This window comes from Exiguobacterium sp. 8A (assembly GCF_902506275.1).
In the GTDB taxonomy this organism is placed as follows: Bacteria; Bacillota; Bacilli; order Exiguobacteriales; family Exiguobacteriaceae; genus Exiguobacterium; species Exiguobacterium profundum.
The window spans coordinates 503,904-525,874 of the sequence record NZ_LR733630.1 but is presented as its reverse complement, the minus strand read 5'-3'; the positions used below and the strand labels follow the sequence as shown (position 1 = coordinate 525,874).

At 46.9% G+C, this 21,971-nt stretch carries 22 protein-coding genes; 3 read left to right on the top strand and 19 right to left on the bottom strand.

Annotated features, from left to right (window positions below; genetic code table 11):
- Positions 1 to 4: 4 nt before the first annotated feature.
- The 6 genes from GVY42_RS02715 to GVY42_RS02690 form a co-directional block, all read right to left on the bottom strand.
- The gene (locus tag GVY42_RS02715; protein ID WP_159562228.1) at positions 5 to 1,495 is read right to left on the bottom strand and encodes a GGDEF domain-containing protein; all 1,491 of its coding nucleotides are present in this window, start codon (positions 1,493 to 1,495) and stop codon (positions 5 to 7) included.
- Positions 1,496 to 1,663: 168 nt separating this feature from the next.
- A complete protein-coding gene (gene fumC, locus GVY42_RS02710) occupies positions 1,664 to 3,064 on the bottom strand; it encodes a class II fumarate hydratase (protein WP_159562227.1) in 1,401 nt (466 codons plus the stop codon).
- A gap of 103 nt (positions 3,065 to 3,167) precedes the next feature.
- Positions 3,168 to 3,560: a reverse transcriptase-like protein gene (locus tag GVY42_RS02705; protein ID WP_074037105.1), complete on the bottom strand. Its 393-nt coding sequence runs from the start codon at positions 3,558 to 3,560 to the stop codon at positions 3,168 to 3,170.
- On the bottom strand, positions 3,541 to 4,323 hold the full coding sequence (locus GVY42_RS02700; RefSeq protein ID WP_159562226.1) for a 5'-3' exonuclease: 783 nt from the start codon (positions 4,321 to 4,323) through the stop codon (positions 3,541 to 3,543). The genes GVY42_RS02705 and GVY42_RS02700 overlap by 20 nt, the downstream gene beginning before the upstream one ends.
- Positions 4,304 to 5,254, bottom strand: coding sequence for a GTP-binding protein (locus GVY42_RS02695; RefSeq protein ID WP_159562225.1), 951 nt, complete (start codon positions 5,252 to 5,254; stop codon positions 4,304 to 4,306). The genes GVY42_RS02700 and GVY42_RS02695 overlap by 20 nt, the downstream gene beginning before the upstream one ends.
- A gap of 15 nt (positions 5,255 to 5,269) precedes the next feature.
- Entirely contained in the window at positions 5,270 to 6,448 is a 1,179-nt protein-coding gene (locus tag GVY42_RS02690; protein ID WP_159562224.1) for an HD domain-containing protein, read from the bottom strand.
- Between the two features lie 155 nt (positions 6,449 to 6,603).
- Here GVY42_RS02690 and GVY42_RS02685 point away from each other — a divergent pair, with 155 nt between their 5' ends.
- On the top strand, positions 6,604 to 7,116 hold the full coding sequence (locus tag GVY42_RS02685; RefSeq protein ID WP_159562223.1) for a hypothetical protein: 513 nt from the start codon (positions 6,604 to 6,606) through the stop codon (positions 7,114 to 7,116).
- A gap of 38 nt (positions 7,117 to 7,154) precedes the next feature.
- On the opposite strand, the gene hfq is transcribed toward GVY42_RS02685, so the two are convergent.
- The 8 genes from hfq to GVY42_RS02645 all read right to left on the bottom strand — a co-directional run bounded on the left by hfq (position 7,155) and on the right by GVY42_RS02645 (position 14,573).
- Positions 7,155 to 7,403: an RNA chaperone Hfq gene (gene hfq / locus GVY42_RS02680; protein ID WP_012726185.1), complete on the bottom strand. Its 249-nt coding sequence runs from the start codon at positions 7,401 to 7,403 to the stop codon at positions 7,155 to 7,157.
- Between the two features lie 27 nt (positions 7,404 to 7,430).
- Positions 7,431 to 8,366: a tRNA (adenosine(37)-N6)-dimethylallyltransferase MiaA gene (gene miaA, locus GVY42_RS02675; protein WP_159562222.1), complete on the bottom strand. Its 936-nt coding sequence runs from the start codon at positions 8,364 to 8,366 to the stop codon at positions 7,431 to 7,433.
- Positions 8,367 to 8,650: 284 nt separating this feature from the next.
- On the bottom strand, positions 8,651 to 9,130 hold the full coding sequence (locus GVY42_RS02670) for an SMI1/KNR4 family protein (RefSeq protein ID WP_201302242.1): 480 nt from the start codon (positions 9,128 to 9,130) through the stop codon (positions 8,651 to 8,653).
- Positions 9,131 to 9,296: 166 nt separating this feature from the next.
- On the bottom strand, positions 9,297 to 9,896 hold the full coding sequence (locus GVY42_RS02665; protein ID WP_236548919.1) for an AmiS/UreI family transporter: 600 nt from the start codon (positions 9,894 to 9,896) through the stop codon (positions 9,297 to 9,299).
- Between the two features lie 104 nt (positions 9,897 to 10,000).
- Entirely contained in the window at positions 10,001 to 10,861 is an 861-nt protein-coding gene (locus GVY42_RS02660; RefSeq protein WP_159562220.1) for a PPK2 family polyphosphate kinase, read from the bottom strand.
- Positions 10,862 to 10,956: 95 nt separating this feature from the next.
- Complete coding sequence (locus GVY42_RS02655) at positions 10,957 to 12,486, bottom strand: M4 family metallopeptidase (RefSeq protein WP_159562219.1); 1,530 nt, start codon at positions 12,484 to 12,486, stop codon at positions 10,957 to 10,959.
- Positions 12,487 to 12,661: 175 nt separating this feature from the next.
- Positions 12,662 to 13,660 (bottom strand): ABC transporter permease, encoded by a 999-nt coding sequence (locus GVY42_RS02650; RefSeq protein ID WP_159562218.1) that lies wholly within the window; start codon positions 13,658 to 13,660, stop codon positions 12,662 to 12,664.
- Entirely contained in the window at positions 13,653 to 14,573 is a 921-nt protein-coding gene (locus GVY42_RS02645) for an ABC transporter ATP-binding protein (RefSeq protein ID WP_159562217.1), read from the bottom strand. Before GVY42_RS02645 ends, GVY42_RS02650 begins: the two co-directional genes overlap by 8 nt.
- 118 nt (positions 14,574 to 14,691) lie before the next feature.
- Here GVY42_RS02645 and GVY42_RS02640 point away from each other — a divergent pair, with 118 nt between their 5' ends.
- Entirely contained in the window at positions 14,692 to 15,441 is a 750-nt protein-coding gene (locus tag GVY42_RS02640) for a GDSL-type esterase/lipase family protein (protein ID WP_074037116.1), read from the top strand.
- Between the two features lie 408 nt (positions 15,442 to 15,849).
- Here the strand turns inward: GVY42_RS02640 and GVY42_RS02635 are convergent, their stop codons facing one another.
- Together GVY42_RS02635 and GVY42_RS02630 are read right to left on the bottom strand one after the other, a co-directional pair.
- Positions 15,850 to 16,521 (bottom strand): hypothetical protein, encoded by a 672-nt coding sequence (locus GVY42_RS02635; RefSeq protein ID WP_159562216.1) that lies wholly within the window; start codon positions 16,519 to 16,521, stop codon positions 15,850 to 15,852.
- The gene (locus GVY42_RS02630; protein WP_159562215.1) at positions 16,508 to 17,638 is read right to left on the bottom strand and encodes a mandelate racemase/muconate lactonizing enzyme family protein; all 1,131 of its coding nucleotides are present in this window, start codon (positions 17,636 to 17,638) and stop codon (positions 16,508 to 16,510) included. Before GVY42_RS02630 ends, GVY42_RS02635 begins: the two co-directional genes overlap by 14 nt.
- Positions 17,639 to 17,717: 79 nt before the next feature.
- Here GVY42_RS02630 and GVY42_RS02625 point away from each other — a divergent pair, with 79 nt between their 5' ends.
- On the top strand, positions 17,718 to 18,917 hold the full coding sequence (locus GVY42_RS02625) for a hypothetical protein (RefSeq protein WP_159562214.1): 1,200 nt from the start codon (positions 17,718 to 17,720) through the stop codon (positions 18,915 to 18,917).
- A gap of 15 nt (positions 18,918 to 18,932) precedes the next feature.
- Here GVY42_RS02625 and nhaC read toward each other — a convergent pair whose 3' ends face one another.
- The 3 genes from nhaC to GVY42_RS02610 form a co-directional block, all read right to left on the bottom strand.
- Entirely contained in the window at positions 18,933 to 20,333 is a 1,401-nt protein-coding gene (nhaC, locus tag GVY42_RS02620) for a Na+/H+ antiporter NhaC (protein ID WP_371730215.1), read from the bottom strand.
- Between the two features lie 162 nt (positions 20,334 to 20,495).
- The gene (locus tag GVY42_RS02615) at positions 20,496 to 21,584 is read right to left on the bottom strand and encodes an amidohydrolase (protein ID WP_159562212.1); all 1,089 of its coding nucleotides are present in this window, start codon (positions 21,582 to 21,584) and stop codon (positions 20,496 to 20,498) included.
- Positions 21,585 to 21,600: 16 nt separating this feature from the next.
- Positions 21,601 to 21,945, bottom strand: a complete 345-nt coding sequence (locus GVY42_RS02610) for a hypothetical protein (protein WP_074037122.1) — start codon at positions 21,943 to 21,945, stop codon at positions 21,601 to 21,603.
- Between the last annotated feature and the right edge of the window lie 26 nt (positions 21,946 to 21,971).

The window sequence follows — 21,971 nt, the reverse complement described above, 5'->3', positions numbered from 1 at the left end:
TTTTTTAGTCTGGCAATTTTTCCAGCCACTGTTCAATTTTTCTCGTGATGACTTCGTCCTGTTCTCCATCCGCATAATCGTCATAGATTGCTCCGAGTTCAGACGCCGTTCGTTTCGATACAGCAAGAATGTGACTATATTTGCCTCGTTGCTCTTTCACAGCAGACAACGTCCCTCTCGCTTCTTGCGCACGCGCATCATCCAAGACGAACATCTCGATATTGTCATTACAAGAATACGCCTCGTAAGGACGGTATACGACTTCATATCGACGGTGCTCTTTCGGGAGTCGATCAGCGAGCGATGTATAAGTATTGGCAGACATCGTCACATAGGCGATTCGCTTCTCCTCACGAACAGCAGAAGTGTATCGGACGACACGATTTCGACCATCTCGTTTCGCTTTATATAGTGCCTCATCTGCGTAGGCACACCACTCTCCGAGTGTATAGCCAGTTTGGCAGACTCGGGTGTATCCAATTGACACCGTCACCTGATGGTCGTATGGAAACTCCATCTCTTCGATACGTGTTCGGACTCGCTCGAGTACCGATTCGACGATCGCACGGTCTGAGACGTTCAAGAGGATTAAAAATTCTTCGCCTCCGTAACGGATGAGCTCATCACTAGAGCGAATGGCATGACGGATTTCTTCAGAAACGCGATGAAGAACGTCGTCCCCATACGAGTGACCGAACGTATCATTCAATTGTTTGAAGTGATCGATATCGAGCAGTGCGACAGCAAAACTCTCACCAGACCGCTCCAATCTCGAGATGAACCGAGAAAAGGTCGCCTTTAAATACTTACGGTTGAAAGCACCCGTTAATTCATCCACGAGTAACGCTTTTGATACGAGACGTGATTTTTCGATATGTAGTCCGAGACGCACCAATCGTTCCTCCATCGGCACCCACGATTCCCAATAATCGTCGAATCCGTATGAATAGGCCGCAAGACGATAATGTTCATTCGTTCCGATGACAATAAGTGGAACATAGAGCTTTCTCATCTTGCTAACGAAAGATTGGATATCTCGCTCTTTAAATTGTGGCCATAGTTCAACGTCCATGATGATGGCTTTCGGCACATCCTCATAATCGTATTCGACGGCCTCTTCTAGTGTCTGCAAAAATACCGGACGTGCTCCGAGCTTCTCGACGCGCGACTTGTAACGACTAAATGTAGAAAAGCTTGCGGATAAGATGAGGACGAGATCCTCATCCTCCTGTTCAATCCCTAAGACGGTATGGATATAGCGTTTCACAGGAGAGATCAAGGTCAAAGCTTCCGCATGTGTGAGGACGCTTGGCAACTCCTTCGCGTCAGACTCGACACGACTAAAGATTTCTAACAAATGCATCAATCGTCGTTGCCGAACTTCCTTCTTCATCCAATCGAGTAGAAACTCGATATCGCTTTTTGGAATTTGTCTCGACTCCGATATCTTTTTCAAAATCATATGTATACGCTCAGTGAGTTGACCTTGCTCCATTCCCGTCCCCCCTATGTTCGTACTCCCCGAATTCTCTTATGTTTCGATTATGCGACTTCTCAGGATGAAATACAACTATTTCCTTATTTATTTTCTATTGTTTTACATATTACTAGGACTTATGCCCTAAAAAAGACATACTAAAAGCGGTCTTGCGACCGCCTTGTGTTATTTTTTCACTTTTAAGTTCGGTGACGTCATCTCTTCCGGACGAATCCATTGATCAAATTGTTCTTCAGTCAATAAACCGGTTTCCAAGGCTGCTTCTTTTAAAGAAGTACCATTTTTATGTGCCAATTTCGCAATTTTTGCTGCATTTTCGTATCCGATATGCGGGTTGAGTGCTGTAACGAGCATGAGTGACTGCTCCACATTATGTGAGATCACTTCATGATTCGGCTCGATTCCGACAGCGCAGTGATCATTGAAAGAATGTAAGCTGTCCGTCAATAGACGACAAGTCTGTAGGAAATTATACATAATGACTGGTTTGAAGACGTTCAATTCAAAGTTCCCTTGACTCGCCCCGAAACCGATTGTCGCATCATTTCCGAGTACTTGTGCGGCAACCATCGTGAGCGCCTCACTTTGAGTCGGGTTGACTTTACCTGGCATGATTGAACTTCCTGGTTCATTCTCCGGAATGGTGATTTCTCCGATTCCTGCACGTGGTCCAGAAGCCAACCAACGCACGTCGTTCGCAATCTTCATCGCGTCCATCGCTAAGGCTTTTAATGCACCATGTGTGAAAACGAGTTGATCGTGACTCGTGAGAGCGTGGAACTTGTTGACGGCTGTCACAAACGGTTTACCCGTCTCTTCTGAAATTTTCTTAGCTACAACTTCACCGAACTCAGGGTGTGCATTGATCCCAGTTCCGACGGCCGTTCCTCCAAGTGCAAGCTCCGTGAGTGGTTCAATCGTGCGCTCGATCATCTGTTTTGACAATTCAAGCATCCGGACCCACCCACTGATTTCTTGACCGAGTGTGACCGGCGTCGCGTCTTGAAGGTGCGTCCGACCAATTTTGACGATATCCATAAACGCCTCCGCTTTTTGTGAAAGGGTTTGATAAAGCGAGTCGATTGCTGGAAGGACATCATCTTGTACGGAAAGGATGGCGGCGATGTGCATCGCGGTAGGATACGTATCGTTCGAGCTTTGCGATTTGTTGACGTCATCATTCGGATGAATCGTGATTGATGCTCCACGAGCCTGTAACTTTTCGTTCGCAAGATGCGCAATGACTTCGTTGACGTTCATGTTTGACTGCGTGCCCGACCCTGTCTGCCAGACGACAAGTGGGAATTCCGCGTCATGCTGCCCTGCTAAAATCTCATCGGCCACCTCTGCGATGATTGCTGCTTTTTCTTCCTCGAGTACACCGAGTTCAGCGTTTGCTAAAGCTGCACCTTTTTTCAAAATGGCAAATGCGTATACGATTTCAAGCGGCATCTTCTCCGCTCCAATTTTAAAGTTTTCGAGACTACGTTGCGTTTGTGCTCCCCATTTCGCCGTAGCTGGAACTTTAATTTCCCCCATTGTGTCCCGTTCGATCCGATAATCCATGTATAATTCCCCCTCTATAGTTGACTACGCTTTCATTTTAGCGAAAAACCATCTAAAAAGAAATGACTCCGTCAAAAAAGCGACCAAGAATGATCTCGGTCGCTTAATTCATTCCATTCAATGCGTCACGTGCAATCACGTCTGCCCGATTCTCCGCTCGTGGGACCCATTTCAAGAACACGGTCGGCAATTCATCATAGGCAATCAGCGCTTTCAGAAAAAGAGGCTTCGCAGAAGCATCTTTCATGAAACGTTGTTCTAGTGCGCGAACAATCACTTCGGCATCAGAATACAGCATGAATGAGGTTTCACCTTTTAATGCATGAGCTTGTTCAAGTGCATAAGCACATGCAGCCAATTCCGCATGAACGCTTGTCAATCCTTGCATGCGACGTTTAAACGTCGATACCGTACCGTCGGACGACTTGATCCACACACCGATTCCATTATCTCCAGTCGTCTGATTGGTGGCCGCGTCAAAATAGATGTGAACCAAACCGGTACGCCTCCCAATCTGTATTGACAGGAGCATGGATATCAATCTGAGACAGTCGTTTCGATAAGAGGGCGATTTCTTCATGGCCGTCTAGTTTTTTGGCATACTTTTGATGGGGCGCTTCAAGTGTTTCATTTTGAACATGCACATAAAGCGTCTCAATCGTATCGTAATGCTGAATCAAAATCGTCGCCGTCTTAGGACCAATGCCACGTACCCCCGGGATGTTATCCGAAGAGTCTCCCTGCAAAGCCTTCACGTCGACAAACTGATGTGGTTTCACCCCGTACATCATTTCAAAAGAAGCTTCATTGACGAGCTGCTCCTCACCTTTTTTCGGCATGATTTGAAACACGTTCGGAGACAACAACTGAAGTAAATCGCGGTCTGAAGAATAGAGGTACGATTCGCCCGGGAACGCTGTCGCGACGGCGCCCATCAAATCATCGGCCTCATATCCCGTCAACTCGGATTGTAAGATGCCTCGTTCATCCAAAGCAGACCTTAATTTCAAATAGTCTTCAAAGAGCGGCTCCGGAAGTCCGTTACGCGTTGCTTTATATTCAGGATACAGCGCGTAGCGGTGTGTGGACTCTCGTGTCCCGTCCCAAAAGAAAGCGATATGGGAAAAGTCTGTCGTCCAGGAATCCACCTTCCGAAGCAATCCTTTTACCGTCACTTCCGGATCTTGTGCTCGTCTTCGCTCCGTTGCAAAATAATAACGTGACAATAAATTAAATCCGTCAACTAGAATAAGCTTCATCTTGCTCCACCTCACATGCTTTTAATCCCCGTGCCAGTGCATCTTGGTCTAGTTCCTTCCCAATCCAAACAAATACGGAACGATCCCCTTCATGCATCTCATTTGCAAATGTTGCACCCATCAATTGATTCGTCGCTTGAATGACAAACTTGCGCTCCTCGTCCTGTAAGCGGACAATCGCCTTCATCCGATACATCTCATCCTCGTAGTGCATCAACACTTCACGAACGTAACGGGTCACGCGCTCCCGAGACAACGGACGCTCGGCACTCAACGTGATGGCACGAAGGGAGGAGACCGATTCGCTCGTCTCTGTCAGTTGACTCAACTTCTGTTCATCGACACGTGACAGTTGGAACGTATTCTCAAGTAATTCGTAATCGCCTTCTGTTTGAATCGTCTCTACAATCCTTACCGTCGGATTGAGTTGTTCGATTCGGCAGCGTGCTTGATTGAGTTCATCCGACGACACTAAATCGGTTTTATTTAACAAGATGAGATCGGCATAAGCGATTTGATGAATCCCTTCTTTGAACAGTTCACGGTCCATTTGACTGGCATCCACAACCGTCAAGATGGCGTTCATTTTAAAATGTTGACGTAAGTACTCGTCATAGTAAATCGTCTGAATGATTGGTGCGGGATCGGCGACACCGGTCGTCTCGATGATGACTCGGTCGAATGTTTCTTGCTTTGCCGCGAGTTGATAGAACGTCTTACTCAAATCATTTTGGATAGAACAGCAAATACATCCGTTTGAAAGTTCAATCTGCTCTTGGTCCATCTTGACGATCAATTGTTCATCAATATTAATTGCGCCGAGCTCGTTGACGATCAGACAAATCTTTTCATCCGTCGCCGCGAGTAAACGGTTCATATACGTCGTCTTGCCTGCTCCTAAAAATCCGGTCACTAATTGTACGGGAATCATGATACCACCCTTTTCTTACAAATCTTCGTGCGCGCGAGCCCATTTCTCATAACGCGCATCCAATAAATCAATCAAGTGAAGCATCCAAGCCTCCGTCGTCATCGGGAGGACACTCGATCCCCACTCACGTTTCCCATGATGTGATAAAATCATGTGCCAAATCCGGTGATGGACATCCAATGGCAGTCGTGTCGACGTCTGGCGTAACGTTTCTTCAAACAAAAGCCCACCGTATGGCATATGCCCGATCAATGTGCCCATCGGGTTGATGGAGATGCCGGTCGTTTCACTTGTGCCCTCAACGGGAGATAACTTTTCAAAACGATTCGGACTAGATAACAGATGGCTGTATTCATATATTTTTCCGATGTCGTGGAAGAGGATTCCAAGTGCGAGTTCATCCCAACTCAACGGTTCTTTCCGCTCGGCCATCGCTTCACAGGCGGCATACAGCGATTCAAACGTTCCTTTATATGCCTGTTCGATTTTAACACCGTTCATCGTATTCCAAAGGTCGACTTTGTGCAACTGCTCCGCTTCTTTGATTACACGAAACACCATCGCCAAATAGTCATCTTGCTCTTGAATCCGATAGCCGAGACGAAGCATACACACGGTATGCTTTAATAGACCTCCCGCATAATTATGGTGGTGATAGAGTGCCGCTGGCGATAGTACGAAATCATCCCAAACGAAATCCAGGAGGCCATAGGCGAGCTTTTGATAAGTCGGTGACAACGTATCAATCAAACTGAACAATTCTTCCGCAAACTGCTCCATCGTCTCATCCCCTGGCAAGCCTGGTAATAACGAGATCGCCTCATCTTTTGAGATAGGATGTACGCGGTCAATCGTAATCGATTTGGCGCCATCCGGTTTTGGATAGACATCGATTTTCCCGGACAATTCGATGACACCCGACTCGTAGATTGGAAGTAGTTCACTCTCATTTCCACGTAGCCAATGCTTCGCACGCATCATCCCGTTCGCCGTCGTGACACTTAGTTGAAGCCATTTCGCACCATTCTTCCCTTCTCTAACCTCGACTGTACTGACGAGCGCTTTTGTTTGGACAGGGGTCCCATCGGCTAACTGGTCTAAACGTTCCTTTGATTTGTCTATTTGTGGTATTTGAAATCGATCACGGTTCATCGATGAACCGATGACCGGATCAATTTGTTGATAATAGTTCATAATTATTCCCTCCTCGCATCTTATGACATTGTATCGTGTTTCCGTCTATTAGGCGAACATACTTTCTAGTAGGGTCTCGATTTTGCCATCATTATATTGAAAGCGCTTACGATTATTGATACGATAAAGGTAGTTCGATAAAGGGGGAAACGATAATGATTTCATTAATCGATACGTATGAACGTTTCATCGCCTCGGGGGAAGCGACACGTTATGCACAAGAGCAACAATCCATTGAACATATTCTGCAAGGGTCAACTTGTCCGGTAGGGATGGAGGACTTAGAACAGTCACTCACGCATCTTTCCGGTAATCCATATGCCAAAGATGCATCACTCGACAAAATCGTCGAGCATGAGATGAAAGGGGCTATGGCGGCGCTTGAGCTTTCTGGTTATCCTCTTCAGACGCCGTTAGCGAAGGCGGTTATCCTGTCTGCTTTCGCTCGAACGAACCGACTCAATATTGATAAACTAAAAGAACTGAGCCACGAAGATCTTCTCGTCCGAATCCAATCAGCAGAGCGTGCTTGGAAGCGAACATACGCATTGTTACACCGTTCAACGCCGACTCAGATTTGTGGTCAAATGGATTCGCTCCTCGGTGGATGCGCTATCCAGCGTGTTCTTGAGGCAATCAAACAACCCGGAACGACAAAAACGGCATAAGAAAAGGAGCGGTCCCCGGGCCGCTCCTTTTCTTATGCTCATCCTTCTGTTACTTCAACTGCATCCGGCTCATATAGTGTTACATTACGTGCCGGAGAGAATGTCGAAATCGCATGCTTATAGATCAATTGTTGACGACCTTCCGATTCGACGATGACAGTAAAGTTATCAAATGATTTAATGACACCGCGAATTTGAAACCCGCTTACTAAAAAAACGGTCGTTGGCACCATTTCTTTTCGGAGTTGATTCAAAAAATGGTCTTGGATGTTGTAGCTCGCTTTCATGCTGGATTCCCCCTAGTCTTTATCTCTTTAAAATAATCGGAATTTTCGAAAAAACCCCTCTACATCATCATAAATATTTTTATATGATAGTTCAAATGATTTTCGCCCCATATCCACCCAAATTCCATCAAATTGATGACGGAACCAAGTTAATTGCCGTTTCGCGAACTGTCTTGTGTGCTGTTTAAGCAAGTCGGTCGCTTTCTCTTTCGACATCTTTCCATCGATGAAGGGAATCATTTCCTTATATCCGATGGCCCGCATCGCCTGCGTATCACGATATCCTTGTGCCAAAAGTCGTTCGACTTCTTCGACAAGTCCTGCTTCCATCATCGCATCGACGCGTTGATTGATTCGGTCGTATAATATCTCACGATCTGCGTGGAGGACGAACAATCGATAATCATAATGTTCGGACGGCGTACTATCTGTCGTCTGCGTATCGCCTTGCATCGCTACTTCGAGCGCTCGCACGACGCGACGGACATTATTCGGGTGAATCGTAGCCGCACGTTCCGGATCAAGTTGAACTAATCTTTGATGTAACGCTTCACGTCCTTCGACTTCTGCCAACCGTTCGAGATCAGCCCGCAGTGCTTCATCCACAGGTCGCTCCACGAATTCATAGTCATATAAAATCGAGCGAATGTATAATCCTGTTCCTCCGACAATAATCGGTAATTTGCCACGGGCATAAATATCATCGATGGCGGCACGAGCCAACTGTTGAAAAGCTGCGACACTCATGGCATCATCCGGGTCACAAATATCGATCAAATGATGCGGGATCCCTTCGGCCTCTTCTTTCGTCACTTTTGCTGAACCGATGTCCATGCCCCGGTACACTTGAACCGAGTCACCCGAGACGATCTCGCCGTCGAACGCTTTTGCGAGTTCGATGCCCGTCTTCGTTTTGCCAACAGCGGTCGGACCGACGATGACGACGACAGGTGTTTTTTTCATACTTCTCACTCCTCAATTAAAAACCCGTCTCCTCGCGAGACGGGCCATCAAATTCTTCTTTTTATTCTATCATCAAATACGACGGCAAACAGCATCCAACCACATAAAAGTAATCCGAGTAATAACACGAGACCATCACTCATCTGCTTTCGCCTCCTTTTGCTTCCTCATTCCCACTTTTCACATTTTAGACACAAAAGCAACTGTAAAAAAGCACACTCAACAAAAAGTGCGCATTCCATCATCATCATCATCATTCAAAACAAATATTCAATCGTCATCTATTAACCTCTGAACCAATCCCAAAAATGAGCGCCTTGGGCGACAATCAAATAGTCGAACCAGCGTGTATAATCCATCGGAAGTTTTTCGGTGTCATCTGTGTAAGTCAAAAATTCTCCAACCCAAATGTAGTTTTCATGTTCATTGACGACCTCGCAAACAATCCATTCCCCATCTCTCCCGGCTCCGACGGGAATGAATTGTTCAGGACACTCCCATATTTCCCGATACTCGATCATTTCATCTACACTAAAAAGTCGGATTCCTCCACCGTATGTCGGGTGAACAAATAGGTCAGCGCCATTATGTGTCTTCAAGAATTGAATAATGTCGTTTGGAATCATTTGCTTCAATCGCTTGATTTCAACTTCCATCGCAGGCTCACTGAATGAAAAGTGTAACGTATCTACATATCCCTCTTCATTTTGTATTTCAATCTGATTATTTACGAGCCTACTTTTCAACGTTTCAAGTGCAATCATCAACTCAACCCCACTTTTTGAAATTAACGACATTCGTACCGTATTTTTCATTTTTATTTTTCTTATTTTTCTAAGTATAGTATATATCGATCTTTCATCGTTCAATAAAAAAGGTCGTCGGGCACGACTTGATCGCGCTCGATGACCTCGAATCATTTTCAATTCATCATGAAGCAATTTCTATCGTCTGTTTCGTACGTTTGACAGAAACGATGAAGTACAGGATTGCCGTACCGCTCGCCGCCCACCAAACCATGTCATACCATCCATTCATCAGTCCAGCCATCCCAACCATCGCCGGGACAATCAGCGTCAACCATGATAATACGAGGGCGACACGTGCTGTGATGGTCTCGTTCGGTTTCCCGAGTCCCATTCCAAAAAAGAACAGCGCCCAAAGGAATGACCAGAAGAACCACGTCAATGCCCCCATCGGATCACTTTCTGCAATCGCCATCACACCGTAAAAAGCAGCTGCAATCGAAACGAATAATGAGAACCAGCCAACGCCGCGTCCGTCTAAATTCAAAATAAACGTCACCCCTACATATAAATAAGTGAACGCAAATAGATAGATACTCGCAAGACCGAATTGCTCTTCTGGACTCGCCCCAATCAATAACCATGTGGCGATAAACGTTTGTAAGAGTCCCGTAAACAAACTAAAAAATCCTGCGCTCTTGCTATCCACTTTCCCGAGAAGAACGAGACTATTTAAAAACAGCGCGACGCCACCGAATAGTAAACTTACATTACCCACACTCATTACCCCTTTGTACAGATGTCTGACCTTTAATCCACTGTATCACTTTAGCTTGAATTCGCTTTCAGTGCAAGGGGATTTTTAAGTGTTCACGAGAACGCCACGCCTTACTCATTCTCAAGGGTTTGGATGGCCTCGTCGATTCGCTCTTGTTCCTCATCCGTGAAAGTCGGATAGTGTGGATCAATGCGTTCAAGAACTTCAATCATGACTGACGAAATAATAAAACGACTATACCACTCATCATCTGCCGGCAATACATACCAGGGTGAGACTTCCGTTGATGTGTGCGACAACATCTCGGCAAAGATTCCTTGATATTCTTCCCAATGCTGTCGCTCTTCGATGTCACTGAAAGAGAATTCCCAATTCTTTTTCGGATCCTTTAATCGTTCAAGCAAACGGTCTCGTTGTTTATCTTTAGATACATTGAAAAAGAACTTGATCACTTCGAATCCGTTTTCCTGTAAATAGCGTTCATAATCGTTGATTTGACGATATCGCATCTGCCAGACCTCTTCCTGGTCCATTTCCTCCGGAAGAACTTCGTCCCCCAACAAATCATGTACTCGAGGTGCAATGACCTCTTCATAATGAGATCGGTTCAAAATCCCGACCTGACCTCTTTCAGGTAACAAATCATGCATTCGCCACAGATAGTCGTGCTTTTTCTCCGTATCGGAAGGTTTTTGAAACGCATTCGTCTTCAGTCCTTGGGCGTTCAAATTTGAAAAGATATAGCTGATCGCTTCGTCTTTTCCACCCGCATCAAGCGCCTGCAAGACGACGATAATCCCTTTCTTACTCTCGGCATATAATCGCCAATGTAGTTCTTTTAATCGCTCAACACTGTTCGGAATGAGTTCAGTCGTCAAGGTCTCATCCTTCGGTTTGTCTGAAACTGTCGTTGGATAATCATCTAATTGAATCTTGCTGTTCGGTGACACAATAAATTCCTTCGTGTTCATACTCGTTCTCCTTTTCGCTCGACGTTCAACCTTGATTTACCCAAAAACTGCATAAGAAAATCCCTTCCGAAAATTTCGGAAGAGATGTTGAGAACTTAGTAGATTCCGACAGCGTCAAATGATTTCGCAGCTGATACCGCTTGCGGACTTGTCGCACCGTAAAGGTCTTTCGCAGATTGCACGACCGCTTGACGAAGGCTTGAGAAGTTAGATGTTGGTGTCAAGTAAACATTGAGGGCACGGTAGTAGATATCCCCCATCGCCATGACTCCTACTCCTTGCACCGATACGCCGTAGTGCGATCCACCGTTACCTAAGAGGTATGCCGCTTTGTTGACGATACCTGAGTTGATGTGAACCCCACCATTGTCTTGTGTGCCTGTGTAACGTTTCGAGTAGTGATCTGGGTCACCGTATGCAGCCGGGTTCGCCATCGAACGAAGTCCATCGCCCGCTACACCTGGTGTGTAGATGTCTTCCCCTACCAACCAGTCGAAGTTAGTACCGACGCTATATTCCGCCACTGTACCTAGGATATCCGATACTGCTTCGTTGATCGCCCCAGACTCGTTTTGATAGATCAATCCTGCCGTGTACTCCGTGACCGCGTGAGTCAATTCGTGAGCGACTACGTCAAGTGCACCTGAAAGATACGTGAATGTTTGACCGTCTCCGTCTCCGTATACCATCTTACTTCCATCCCAGAACGCATTGTTGTAGCTGCGGCTATAGTGAACGGTAGAGTTTAATGCAGCTCCGGCGTTGTCATAGCTGTTCCGTCCGTAAGTGTTTTTGTAGAAATCATATGTCTTTGTCGCGTTGACGTGTGCAGAGACAGCGGCACGGTCGTAAGTCGTGTTCAAGACGTTATCCACGTCAGCCCATAGCGAACCTGGGAGTGTCGTACGGTTTTTCGCATCGTACGTATAGATTCCCTTTCCACGCGTTGAGTCTTGAAGGTAATAGTAAGAACCGCTCTTCGTTGTCTTGAACGTTTGGCTGTAGCCGAGCACATCGATTCCCGTTCCCGTATAGGTCGTACCCGTCACACCGTTCGTCGGTCTCGCGTGAGCCAACTGGTCGAATTTATTGAGTACCTCACCCGTTCCCGCATCGATGAAGTATGTCCAACGTGATGGCTCTTCCGCTTCAAGGATCGTTCCGGTCACTTGATATGCATAGACCGACTTGTCACCTTTTGGATAGACAATCAATTCTGCTTCCGGTTCGAGCTCGTAGGCCCCTTTATGACCGACAAGCTTTTTGTAACTCGCAATGGCTTTCTTTTCAGTTAACTTGATTGACTTATGTAGATTTTTGACCGATTTCGCATCATCCACGACAGTCTTCAATTGACCCGCTTCATCTACGACACCGACTACCACACCACCGAATACGGGCACGCCATCAACTGTCTGTTGGAGTTTAACCACTTTCCCGACTTTGTCTGACTTCGACTCGATCGTCTTGAACTCACCTTTTGATTTGACGTACTCTTTTACAATCGTTGTCGGTGCACTTTCTGATGGTTTCGTCAGAGTGCCTGACTTCAATTCTGCCGCACCGACCAATTGTGGGACGAGCAAGACGCCTGCGATTAATGATGTAGAAACAACTTTTTTCATGTGTTTACCTCCTTTGTGATGATTCTTACTTTACACACTTTCCCACAAAGGCTGTATCCATCTTTTTAATTATTTTGATAATTCATAATATTGAGTATTTAGAACCATTCATTCTATTTATGACCTAATTTTATCCAAAAAAAATTCGTGCTCCTTAGGAAAGGAGCACGAATAATTAATACACATCTTTTTGAGTAAAGTGGTAAAACGCATACGCCAAGGCTGCCATCGACCAAACGAGAATAACCAGTAGCGAAAACGGTAACGTCATCCCATCAATCGGAGGAGCCTGTCCTTCCAAATAGGTATGAAGACCGAAGTTGACGTTCACCAGGTATTTCGAGCTATCCCAGTTTGAGCCAAGCGATGTCAAGAGTGGCCCCGAGATGAGGACAGCCATCATAATTCCGATTCCGGTCGCCGTGTTTTTCACCAAGACGGAAATCATGAGAGAAATTGTCCCGACCACAGCCACGACGAGCCATGAAAGCCCCATCGACATAAGCAAGTACTCCCACATCGGCAACGTATGCACAAAGTCGGTCGAGAATGTTCCGGTCGGCGAAGCTTGGAAACCGGTCAAAATCGGAGCATTCCATCCGTCCCAGCCGAGAACAATACCGGATATGGCGTAACTGACGACGGCGGTCACAAATATTAAGATTGATGTATAGAGGAGCGTCGTCAGCCATTTGGCGAGCAAGATCTTATATCGCCGGACCGGTCGCGATAACAACGTCTTGATCGTTCCATCATTATGTTCTCCGCTCACGATATCTGCCATCAATACAATAATGAACAGCGGTAGGACAAGCGTAGTCCCTTGGGAGAAGAAGACGCGCATAAACGTCGGAGCTCCCGGATAATTCGGATTGATATCATTATCAAGATAATACTGATTCTGTTGGACTTGGAACTCAAGAATCTGCCGAAACTCGTCTTGGACGTTCGCGGAGGCGAGTCGGTTTTGTGTATCGATGATCTCTTGCTGGAGATCGACACGCCAATCAATCGTTCCTTGTTCTTCGCGTTGTTTCTCGATTTGACGATAGTTCGCATACGTGAACATCGAAACAAGTACGATCAGGATGATGGAGACGACCATCAATCTGCGTTTCCGATGAATCTTGAGCACTTCATTACGAATGAGACCGAGCATCGATGGATTAGGCAATGTGATCACCGCCTGTCAACGTGATGAAGAGGTCCTCTAACGTTTGGACTCGGCGCTCGAGTCCGAACACCTCGACATCTCTTTCCATCAAATATCGATTCAACTTCGCCGTCTCTTCCACATTCATGGAAATACGAATCGTTCGCTCGTCCACCACGTCCGCTTGGTCGATTCCTTCGTACCCTTGAACGATCGGCAATACTTCGAAGCTATTCGTTACATGTAAGTCGACCGTTGACGCGAGTTCTTCAATCAAAGCATGGACCGTCCCCACCTTGACAATCTTGCCTCGCGACATGATGGCGACTCGGTCCGCTAATAGCTCAATCTCGGCTAGGATGTGGCTCGACACAAGAACACTCAGCCCCGTTTCTTCTACGAGACGACGAATGAAAAGTCGTAAATCCCGAATCCCCATCGGATCGAGCCCGTTCGTCGGCTCATCCAAGATGAGCACCCGTGGATTGTTTAATAACGCTTGGGCAATCCCGAGCCGCTGACGCATCCCGAGAGAGTACGTCTTCACTTTATCATCGATTCGAGCAGTCAAATCGACGAGGTCAATGACTTCCCGGATTCGCTTATCATCGACGCCAGGTAACATGCGTGCGAACGCTTCTAAGTTCTCACGTCCGGATAAAAACTTATACAGCTCTGGATTCTCGACGATTGCGCCGATTTGATTCATCGCTTGGACAAATTGTTTGTCGACCCGATACCCACAAATCGATACATTTCCTTTCGTCGGTTTGATCAAGCCAACAATCATTCGAATCGTCGTCGTCTTCCCGGCGCCGTTCGGCCCTAAAAATCCGAAGACCTCACCCGGGTAGACGTCTAACGAAATGTTATCGATAATCGTCTTTTTCCCAATCACTTTAGTTAGTTGATGTAGCTTTAACGTCGGTTCCATTGTCTCACCTCTTTCTTTATTCTATCGGACAAAAGCGAATCTGTCCTATTCGAACATTCACATAGGGCACATCCATTTATATTTGATATGATGTTTATATAGAAAGCGAGGTCAGCCCATGAAACAGTCGAAATGGTATGCATTTTTAAGTGGCGCCGTTCTTTTAACGGGAATCGCCGTCTACGGTCTATGGATCGGCTATCAAGATATCGTCAATCCGCCGGAGCGAACACTTTCCGTCTCCGAAGATGAACGTCCCGAGCCAGAAGGAGACGTCTACGTCGCATTAGGCGATTCGTTGACACGCGGTGTCGGGTCAACATCAGGCGCAGGATATGTACAGCCTGTCAGCACTGCTCTTGAAGAAGAAGGCGTACGTACGCAAAACCTTGCCGTGTCTGGGGCACGAACAGAAGATTTACTCACACAACTCGAGCAACCTGAAGTGCGTCGGACCATCGAAAACGCACGATATATCACGTTGACCATCGGTGGAAACGATTTGTTCAACCGTGGAGAAAACGTCGATAACTTCGAATCCGTCGATATTCAACAAGTGGTCACGGATGCGAAGACGAATTTAGAAACGATTTTCACTGAAATTCGTTCGCTCAACGATTCGGCAACCATCGTGTATATCGGTCTATACAATCCGTTTCAAAATGATGAGAATGGACAAGCGTTCAATCAGCTCATCCTCGATTGGAACGCATCCGCGAAACAATTGGCGAATGCGCAGAATATCGATGTGATCGACCCGTTCGCCTACATCTCTGACTTATCAAGAGACCTTGCGACCGACCAGTTCCACCCGAGTGACCGTACGTATGAGAAATTCGCGAATGATGTACTCTTCGTTCTCGAATAAACAAAATCCTCGTCAGCTTGACGAGGATTTTGGCTGTCGATGAACCAAATCGCAATATGCGATTTGGTTCATTTTTTATGTACAACGAGCTTGAGGCGCACTTCCCGACGCTTACACAGCGTTTGTCTACTTACTTTCCCACTTTAGACCGAAGTATAAATCAAGCTAATTATTCGGATATCGTGGTCACAGAAAAGGACAGATGGCCGCCACAGCTGGCGACCATTCATGTGACTCGTCCCACGGCGCCCCGACTCCTGCAGGAAAGCAATCCGACAGAGACCCAGCAGCGACTTGAGTCGCGATGCGGCTCTGAGATTGCCTGCGGAAAGCATGGGCGCCGGAAGGACGAGTTCGAACATGTTATTGGTCAACAAGCTGAATCCTCGTCAGCTTGACGAGGATTTTTTACTTCTCATATCGAACAATCCACTGTTCCCCTTGTTTCATCATGCCCGTCCCGATCCAACCAGTTTGGAGTAACTCAACTTGTTTCATCCGTTCTTTCATCGGCACATCCATCACTTCTGATGTGGGATGCCACGAACGATGCATCTCTTTGTAAAAGATATAGCGGAGTTTCCCGCCATACTTTTCTTTCAACGCCCCGATTCGGAGTCCAAGCGTGAACTTGTCTTTCATGCTTGGAATATTGAACGGTGCGACAGTCGCACAGACGACATCGAATCGATCATCCGATTCCACTTGTGCCATCAACAGTTTGCCTAAATGTGTCTGTAGTCCATATCCACGGAAGTCTGGATGGACGTTCGTCACTTCCTGATACAGGACACGTTCAAGCGAATCCTCCGGCCATCCGATATCTCGCCCTAGATGCTCCGCATCAATCGGTGGGATGAGCATCGCTCGGAACGCGATAATCCGACCATCTGCTTTTGCCCCAATCAACGTCTGATCCGTCAACAGTTTCGTGAACTCTTCAACCGATAACGATTGATAGTGCTCCGGTTCAGCCAACGCCTGAATGACCGTATCTTGAACGGCTAACAGTTCCGGTAAATCCGACAAGCCTAGGACGCATACATGAAGTGAAAGGTCTTTGATCTCACCTTGCCACATGCGACTCATCTCCAACCACGTAAGATTCCGTCGTCAATTCACGTAACACGTCCTCATCGACGTCAATACCGAGTCCCGGACGATCGTTCAGCGAGATGATTGGTAAATCATATGATAAGTTTCCTACATCTTTCCCGAACCGGAGCGGACCCGTCAACTCGACCGTCTTCACGATTTTACTCGAGAAAGCGACATGGAATCCTGCACTCGATGCAATGGAGGATTCGACCATAGAACCAATCTGGCATTCGATTCCGGACATCTCCGCCATATGGACCAACTTCTTCGCTGGATAGATGCCACCGCACTTCATCAGCTTGATGTTCGCTTTATGGGCTGCCTGCATCATCGTCAAGCGTCTCATATCGTGAATATCTTTCAACCCTTCATCCATCATGAGCGGGACTGAGATTTTTTGTTTCACTTCGAGCATGCCTTCAAAATCTTCCGCCTTGACCGGTTGTTCGACCCAGTCGATTCCATACGGTTCGAGTAGACGCATGGCTTGAACCGTATTGGCCGCGTTGATCCATCCCTGGTTAACGTCGACTCGAATCGGCACGTCATTTCCTACCGCTTCCCGTACCGCCTTGACACGCGCCACGTCCGTTTGCACATCGACTCCGACCTTCATCTTCACTGCTGTATAGCCTCGTTTCATTTGTTCGAGTGCCTCTTGTGCCATATGGCTCGGCTCTCCGATACTCAAGACGTGAGTGACTGGGAATGATTCATGGTACCGACCGCCAATCCATTCGTAGATTGGTTGATTCAGCTTTTTCCCGATCACATCATGACACGCGATATCAAGTGCTGCTTTGGCAGCCGGAACACCACGAATCGCACGGTCCATCTCGTCATGAATATGCTCTAGGTGCATCGGATTTTTTCCGATTAAGAGCGGAGCCAATAGATGACGGAGTACACTGACCGTGCTCTCAGCGGACTCACCCGTCACATGCTCATCCGCCACGGCTTCTCCATAACCGACAAGTCCACATGCGGTTGTCATTTTGACGATGACAGAAGGCATATCATCATAATGGTGATAACTGACGATGAATGGTACCTTTAATGGAAAGCGAACCGAGAAAATTTCTATTTTTTGAATATTCATGTTCATCACTCCTTTACTTCAACTGTCCTTTCCTCTATATTGTCGTTATATAGTCGCTAAATTGCAAGGGGGATTTTACATGTCCATCCATATCGCCGTTGTCGGCTCACCATCGTTTATACAACAGGTACAGAACGGTTCTTCCTTACCCGATGTTCGAATCGAGGGATTTCCTTATGATGACCCGCGAGAAGCGAAAGACATCGCTACGCATCTCCTATTTTTCGACGGAGTGTTCTTTTCCGGTTCATTCCCTTATACGTATGCGACGGAGGAAGTGACCCTTCCATTTGCCCATCACGTCGTTCAAGATGATGTCGTGTTATTGACGTCACTCTTATATGTGACATTGACACAACAGCTCCGACTCGAACATCTCTCTATCGATCTCGTTGATGCGTCACGACTTGATTCGATTTTAGCATCGTTTCCAAGCCACATGTCGCCACCGCAAGTGAAAGAACTCAGTCCGTATATGAATTTCGAAGAGTTGATTTCGTTTCATGAGCAACTTCAACGAACTGGGACGACTCGATTCGCCTTGACAAGTGTCGAACGAGTCCATCGACACTTAGTGGAAAATGGTTTTGCTAGTCAGCTCATGATAGAGCCAGAAGAGAGAATTCTCCCCCACTTCCATGATTTTATTCAACAGATTCGTTTGAACAAATCGGACCAGTCACAACTCGCTGTGCTCTTCTACTCGGATGCAAGTGAAGATACGCTCAACCATACGACAAAACATCATTATTTCGGTGGTAAATTGATGGAGTCCACTCAAGACGGCATCATCCTATTATCGAGTAAAGGAAAGATTGAATCCGCTATGTCAAACGGTTTCATCTTGCCAGAGGAAACTCCTGGTCATGTAGGTATCGGGTATGGGTCCGATTATCAACGTGCCATTGAGCATGCCGAACTTGCACTTCATACGACAAGTAATTCCACTATACGAATCGTCGACGATTCAAAACGAATGACGTTCACCGATCAACCGGCACCGATTCATTTCCGTGTCACGCAAACGCGTGTCTATGACATGATGAAGCAGACGGGTATGAGTCCGATTAATATCGAAAAGCTCATTCACTTTTCAACGGACCATCTCGAGTTTACAGCGAAAGAGTTGACCGACCATTTAAACGTGACACGTCGTACGACAGAGCGACTCATCAAAAAATTGGTTGATGCAAAACTTGTTCATCGGATTGGCGAAGAGATGAGCTACAGCCAAGGTCGTCCGCGTACCGTCTATAAATTTCAATTCCCGGTCGATTGACGACCGGGAATCGTTTTATTGAGCCGCTTGTTCCGCGACAGGTTCTTCCTGTTGGATGACTGCCATGCGCTCAATCGTATATCCCGTAAAGGCATATACAATCGAGATGACTGGTACGATGAAGTTCAAGACGGCGTACGGTGCATATTCGAAAGCTCCGACCCCAAGTGTGCCGAGGATGAATACCCCACACGTGTTCCACGGTATAAAAACGGATGTCAACGTCCCTCCATCCTCGAGGGCACGAGATAAGTTTTTCGACTGTAGTCCCATTTTTTCATATGCTCCAGCAAACATTCTCGACGGGACGACGATTGAGATGTACTGCTCCGAACACGTCGCATTCGTTGCAATCCCAGCTAAAATCGTTGAAGCAATCAACGAACCTGCCGTTTTCGCCAATTTCAAAATTTGGTTCATAATAGATTGTAGCATTCCCGAATATTCTAAAATCCCCCCGAACGTCATCGCGACGATGGTCATCGAGACCGTGTACATCATCGCATCAAGACCACCTCTACTGAAGAGGTTATCGACCAGTTCATTTCCCGTCTCGATGACATAACCACTCTGAAGAGCGCCTACGCTGTCAGCGAGCGTTCCACCTTGAATGAACACTTGAGCCAAGAAGCCCAGTGCAATCCCGACGACGAGCGCCGGAATCGCTGGCACCTTCTTTGCAACGAGCAAAATGACAGCTAGTGGGACGATGAGTAACCATGGTGAGATGACAAAACTATCTTCAAGAATGTTAAGCGTCTGTGTGATCTCTGAAGAGTCCGTCGTCGAATCTGCGAACCGTCTACCTAGCCAAGCGTATACCCCTAGCGCGATGATAAGTCCTGGAATCGTCGTATATAACATGTGCCGGATATGTACGAATAAATTAGTATGAGTCAAGCCGGCCGCCAAGTTTGTCGTGTCTGACAATGGAGACATCTTGTCCCCAAAATATGCACCAGAGATGACAGCCCCCGCTACCATCGGCGCTGGTATCCCCATACTCAGCCCGATGCCCATCCCCGCTACTCCAATCGTCCCCATCGTCGACCATGAGCTCCCGATCGAAAGGGCGACGACCGCACAGATGAGGCAAATGGTTAACAAAAAGTATGCCGGCGAGATGATTTTCAATCCGAAATAGATCATCGTGGCAACAATGCCTCCACCGATCCATGCTCCAATCGTCAACCCGACCAAAATGATGATTACGACTGCCGGCAAGGCGAGTCGAATCCCCTTATACATCATCTCTTCAATTTCTTTCCACTTGAACCCGTGACGCCAGGCGACGATTGAAGCGACTGCCGTTCCGACGATGAGCGGGATGTGTGGTCCTTGACCGAGCTTAACGATTGAGATGAGCATGACGACGATCATCACCCCAAGTGGCAAGAGTGCCCACCCTAACTTCATGTCTTGCTTGTTCCCCGTTGTTTCCATCTAATTTCCTCCCCTATAGCGAAAATTCAGAATTGTCGTTATATTGTCGCTAATAACGTTATGATAGCGCTTACACTTATGTGATGCAATAACAAAATGAGTGGACAGACATCTGTCTATCACACTCATTCTGAATTATGTTGCTGCAATTCGGAGCGCATCCGCAAGTAGGCGTGCCCCATCTTCTAACGCGTCATGGTCAAACGTCATATGCGGATGATGAAGGCCTGGACCTAAATCAGCGCCGATTCCAATCATCGTCGCATCAAGTGACGGTTTCTCGACGGTATAGAAATGAAAATCATCGCTACCTGACGTGACAATTCTCTCGACGAGAGCCGACTGACCGAAGCGTTGCTCAATCGCCTGCTTCGCAATCTGACTTGACTGTTCCCCAACGACCGCTCCCGGTGTGAAGTCTTGCCACTCCCATTCCAGTTTCACACGATGAAGCTGCCCGACATGGAGTAGCATGTCTTCGACACGATTTCGCAGTTCGAGCAATTCCTCATTTTGTTGAGCACGGACATCAATCGAGAACGTCGCATTTCCTGGAATGATGTTCATGTTGTCACTTCCAGCATGGACTTTTGTCAACTTGACGGAGTGTGGCTCAAACGGTGACAAGTAAATGCTTTTGAGCATGTGTTGAATCGTGAAGATGACATCGAGTGCATTCTGCCCTTGATGTGGTCTCGCTCCATGGGCATCATCTCCAAGCACTTCTCCTTTTAGGAAGAAGGCAGCCCCATGTTGAATTGCCGCCGCGTATTGGCCTTTCTTCAACTCTTCTTGTGGACGTAAATGGATCCCAAACAGTTGCGTCACGTCTTCTAACGCGCCACGCTCAATCATGGCGAGCGACCCGTTTCCTTGCTCTTCGGCAGGTTGGAAGATGAAACGGATTCGCTTTTGTAACGCTTCGTCTTTCAACTGTTCGAGCGCACCGAGCACCATACTGATGTTCGCGTCGTGCCCACATGAATGGTTCGCTCGAAACGTACCGTCCACTTGTTGCCATAACGCGTCGATATCGGCTCGGACCGCAATCACCTCTTCTCCCGATCCAATCTCCGCGATTACTCCGGTCACGTTCTCAAACGTTCGATGGGGAATCGACCAGTCTGATAAGATGGATGCGATTGTTCGAGTCGTCTCGACTTCTTTCCAACTGATTTCTGGATGAGCATGAAAATGTTCAAACCACTTGAGTACGTTTGTCATATGTATCTCCACACCTTTAGATTTTTTTGACACCTTTGATAAGAATCCATTGAAGCGGGAGTCGTCCCCATGTAACCCATTTCGGAATGACTTTCCCACCGATTCTAGAAGGTTTGACCGCCATGTTGATATTGGCTGGGAAGACGGCGATAAAGAATGCCGGTAGCGTTTTCTTTACGAACGTCGTCCCCTTGTTCAGTAAGAGCATCGCCCCGAAGACGACTTCAACGACTCCGCTTAGTTGCACCATCAAGCGGCGGAACGGCCAAGATTTCGGAATAATCGACATGAACGCCTTCTCTTTGACAAAATGTAATACCCCTGCCCCGAAGAGTAACACCCCATATAAATTTCGTACCATAACTCATCCTCCTTTTGTATAAGCAT

What these genes read in the sequence shown, in the direction of transcription:
- GVY42_RS02715 (WP_159562228.1), bottom strand. Translation starts at nt 1,495, where the DNA reads ATGGAGCAAGGTCAACTCACTGAGCGTATACATATGATTTTGAAAAAG.
- fumC (WP_159562227.1), bottom strand. Translation starts at nt 3,064, where the DNA reads ATGGATTATCGGATCGAACGGGACACAATGGGGGAAATTAAAGTTCCA.
- GVY42_RS02700 (WP_159562226.1), bottom strand. Translation starts at nt 4,323, where the DNA reads ATGAAGCTTATTCTAGTTGACGGATTTAATTTATTGTCACGTTATTAT.
- GVY42_RS02695 (WP_159562225.1), bottom strand. Translation starts at nt 5,254, where the DNA reads ATGATTCCCGTACAATTAGTGACCGGATTTTTAGGAGCAGGCAAGACG.
- GVY42_RS02690 (WP_159562224.1), bottom strand. Translation starts at nt 6,448, where the DNA reads ATGAACTATTATCAACAAATTGATCCGGTCATCGGTTCATCGATGAAC.
- GVY42_RS02685 (WP_159562223.1), top strand. Translation starts at nt 6,604, where the DNA reads ATGATTTCATTAATCGATACGTATGAACGTTTCATCGCCTCGGGGGAA.
- hfq (WP_012726185.1), bottom strand. Translation starts at nt 7,403, where the DNA reads ATGAAAGCGAGCTACAACATCCAAGACCATTTTTTGAATCAACTCCGA.
- miaA (WP_159562222.1), bottom strand. Translation starts at nt 8,366, where the DNA reads ATGAAAAAAACACCTGTCGTCGTCATCGTCGGTCCGACCGCTGTTGGC.
- GVY42_RS02670 (WP_201302242.1), bottom strand. Translation starts at nt 9,130, where the DNA reads ATGATTGCACTTGAAACGTTGAAAAGTAGGCTCGTAAATAATCAGATT.
- GVY42_RS02665 (WP_236548919.1), bottom strand. Translation starts at nt 9,896, where the DNA reads ATGAGTGTGGGTAATGTAAGTTTACTATTCGGTGGCGTCGCGCTGTTT.
- GVY42_RS02660 (WP_159562220.1), bottom strand. Translation starts at nt 10,861, where the DNA reads ATGAACACGAAGGAATTTATTGTGTCACCGAACAGCAAGATTCAATTA.
- GVY42_RS02655 (WP_159562219.1), bottom strand. Translation starts at nt 12,486, where the DNA reads ATGAAAAAAGTTGTTTCTACATCATTAATCGCAGGCGTCTTGCTCGTC.
- GVY42_RS02645 (WP_159562217.1), bottom strand. Translation starts at nt 14,573, where the DNA reads ATGGAACCGACGTTAAAGCTACATCAACTAACTAAAGTGATTGGGAAA.
- GVY42_RS02640 (WP_074037116.1), top strand. Translation starts at nt 14,692, where the DNA reads ATGAAACAGTCGAAATGGTATGCATTTTTAAGTGGCGCCGTTCTTTTA.
- GVY42_RS02635 (WP_159562216.1), bottom strand. Translation starts at nt 16,521, where the DNA reads ATGTGGCAAGGTGAGATCAAAGACCTTTCACTTCATGTATGCGTCCTA.
- GVY42_RS02630 (WP_159562215.1), bottom strand. Translation starts at nt 17,638, where the DNA reads ATGAATATTCAAAAAATAGAAATTTTCTCGGTTCGCTTTCCATTAAAG.
- GVY42_RS02625 (WP_159562214.1), top strand. Translation starts at nt 17,718, where the DNA reads ATGTCCATCCATATCGCCGTTGTCGGCTCACCATCGTTTATACAACAG.
- nhaC (WP_371730215.1), bottom strand. Translation starts at nt 20,333, where the DNA reads ATGAAGTTAGGGTGGGCACTCTTGCCACTTGGGGTGATGATCGTCGTC.
- GVY42_RS02615 (WP_159562212.1), bottom strand. Translation starts at nt 21,584, where the DNA reads ATGACAAACGTACTCAAGTGGTTTGAACATTTTCATGCTCATCCAGAA.
- GVY42_RS02610 (WP_074037122.1), bottom strand. Translation starts at nt 21,945, where the DNA reads ATGGTACGAAATTTATATGGGGTGTTACTCTTCGGGGCAGGGGTATTA.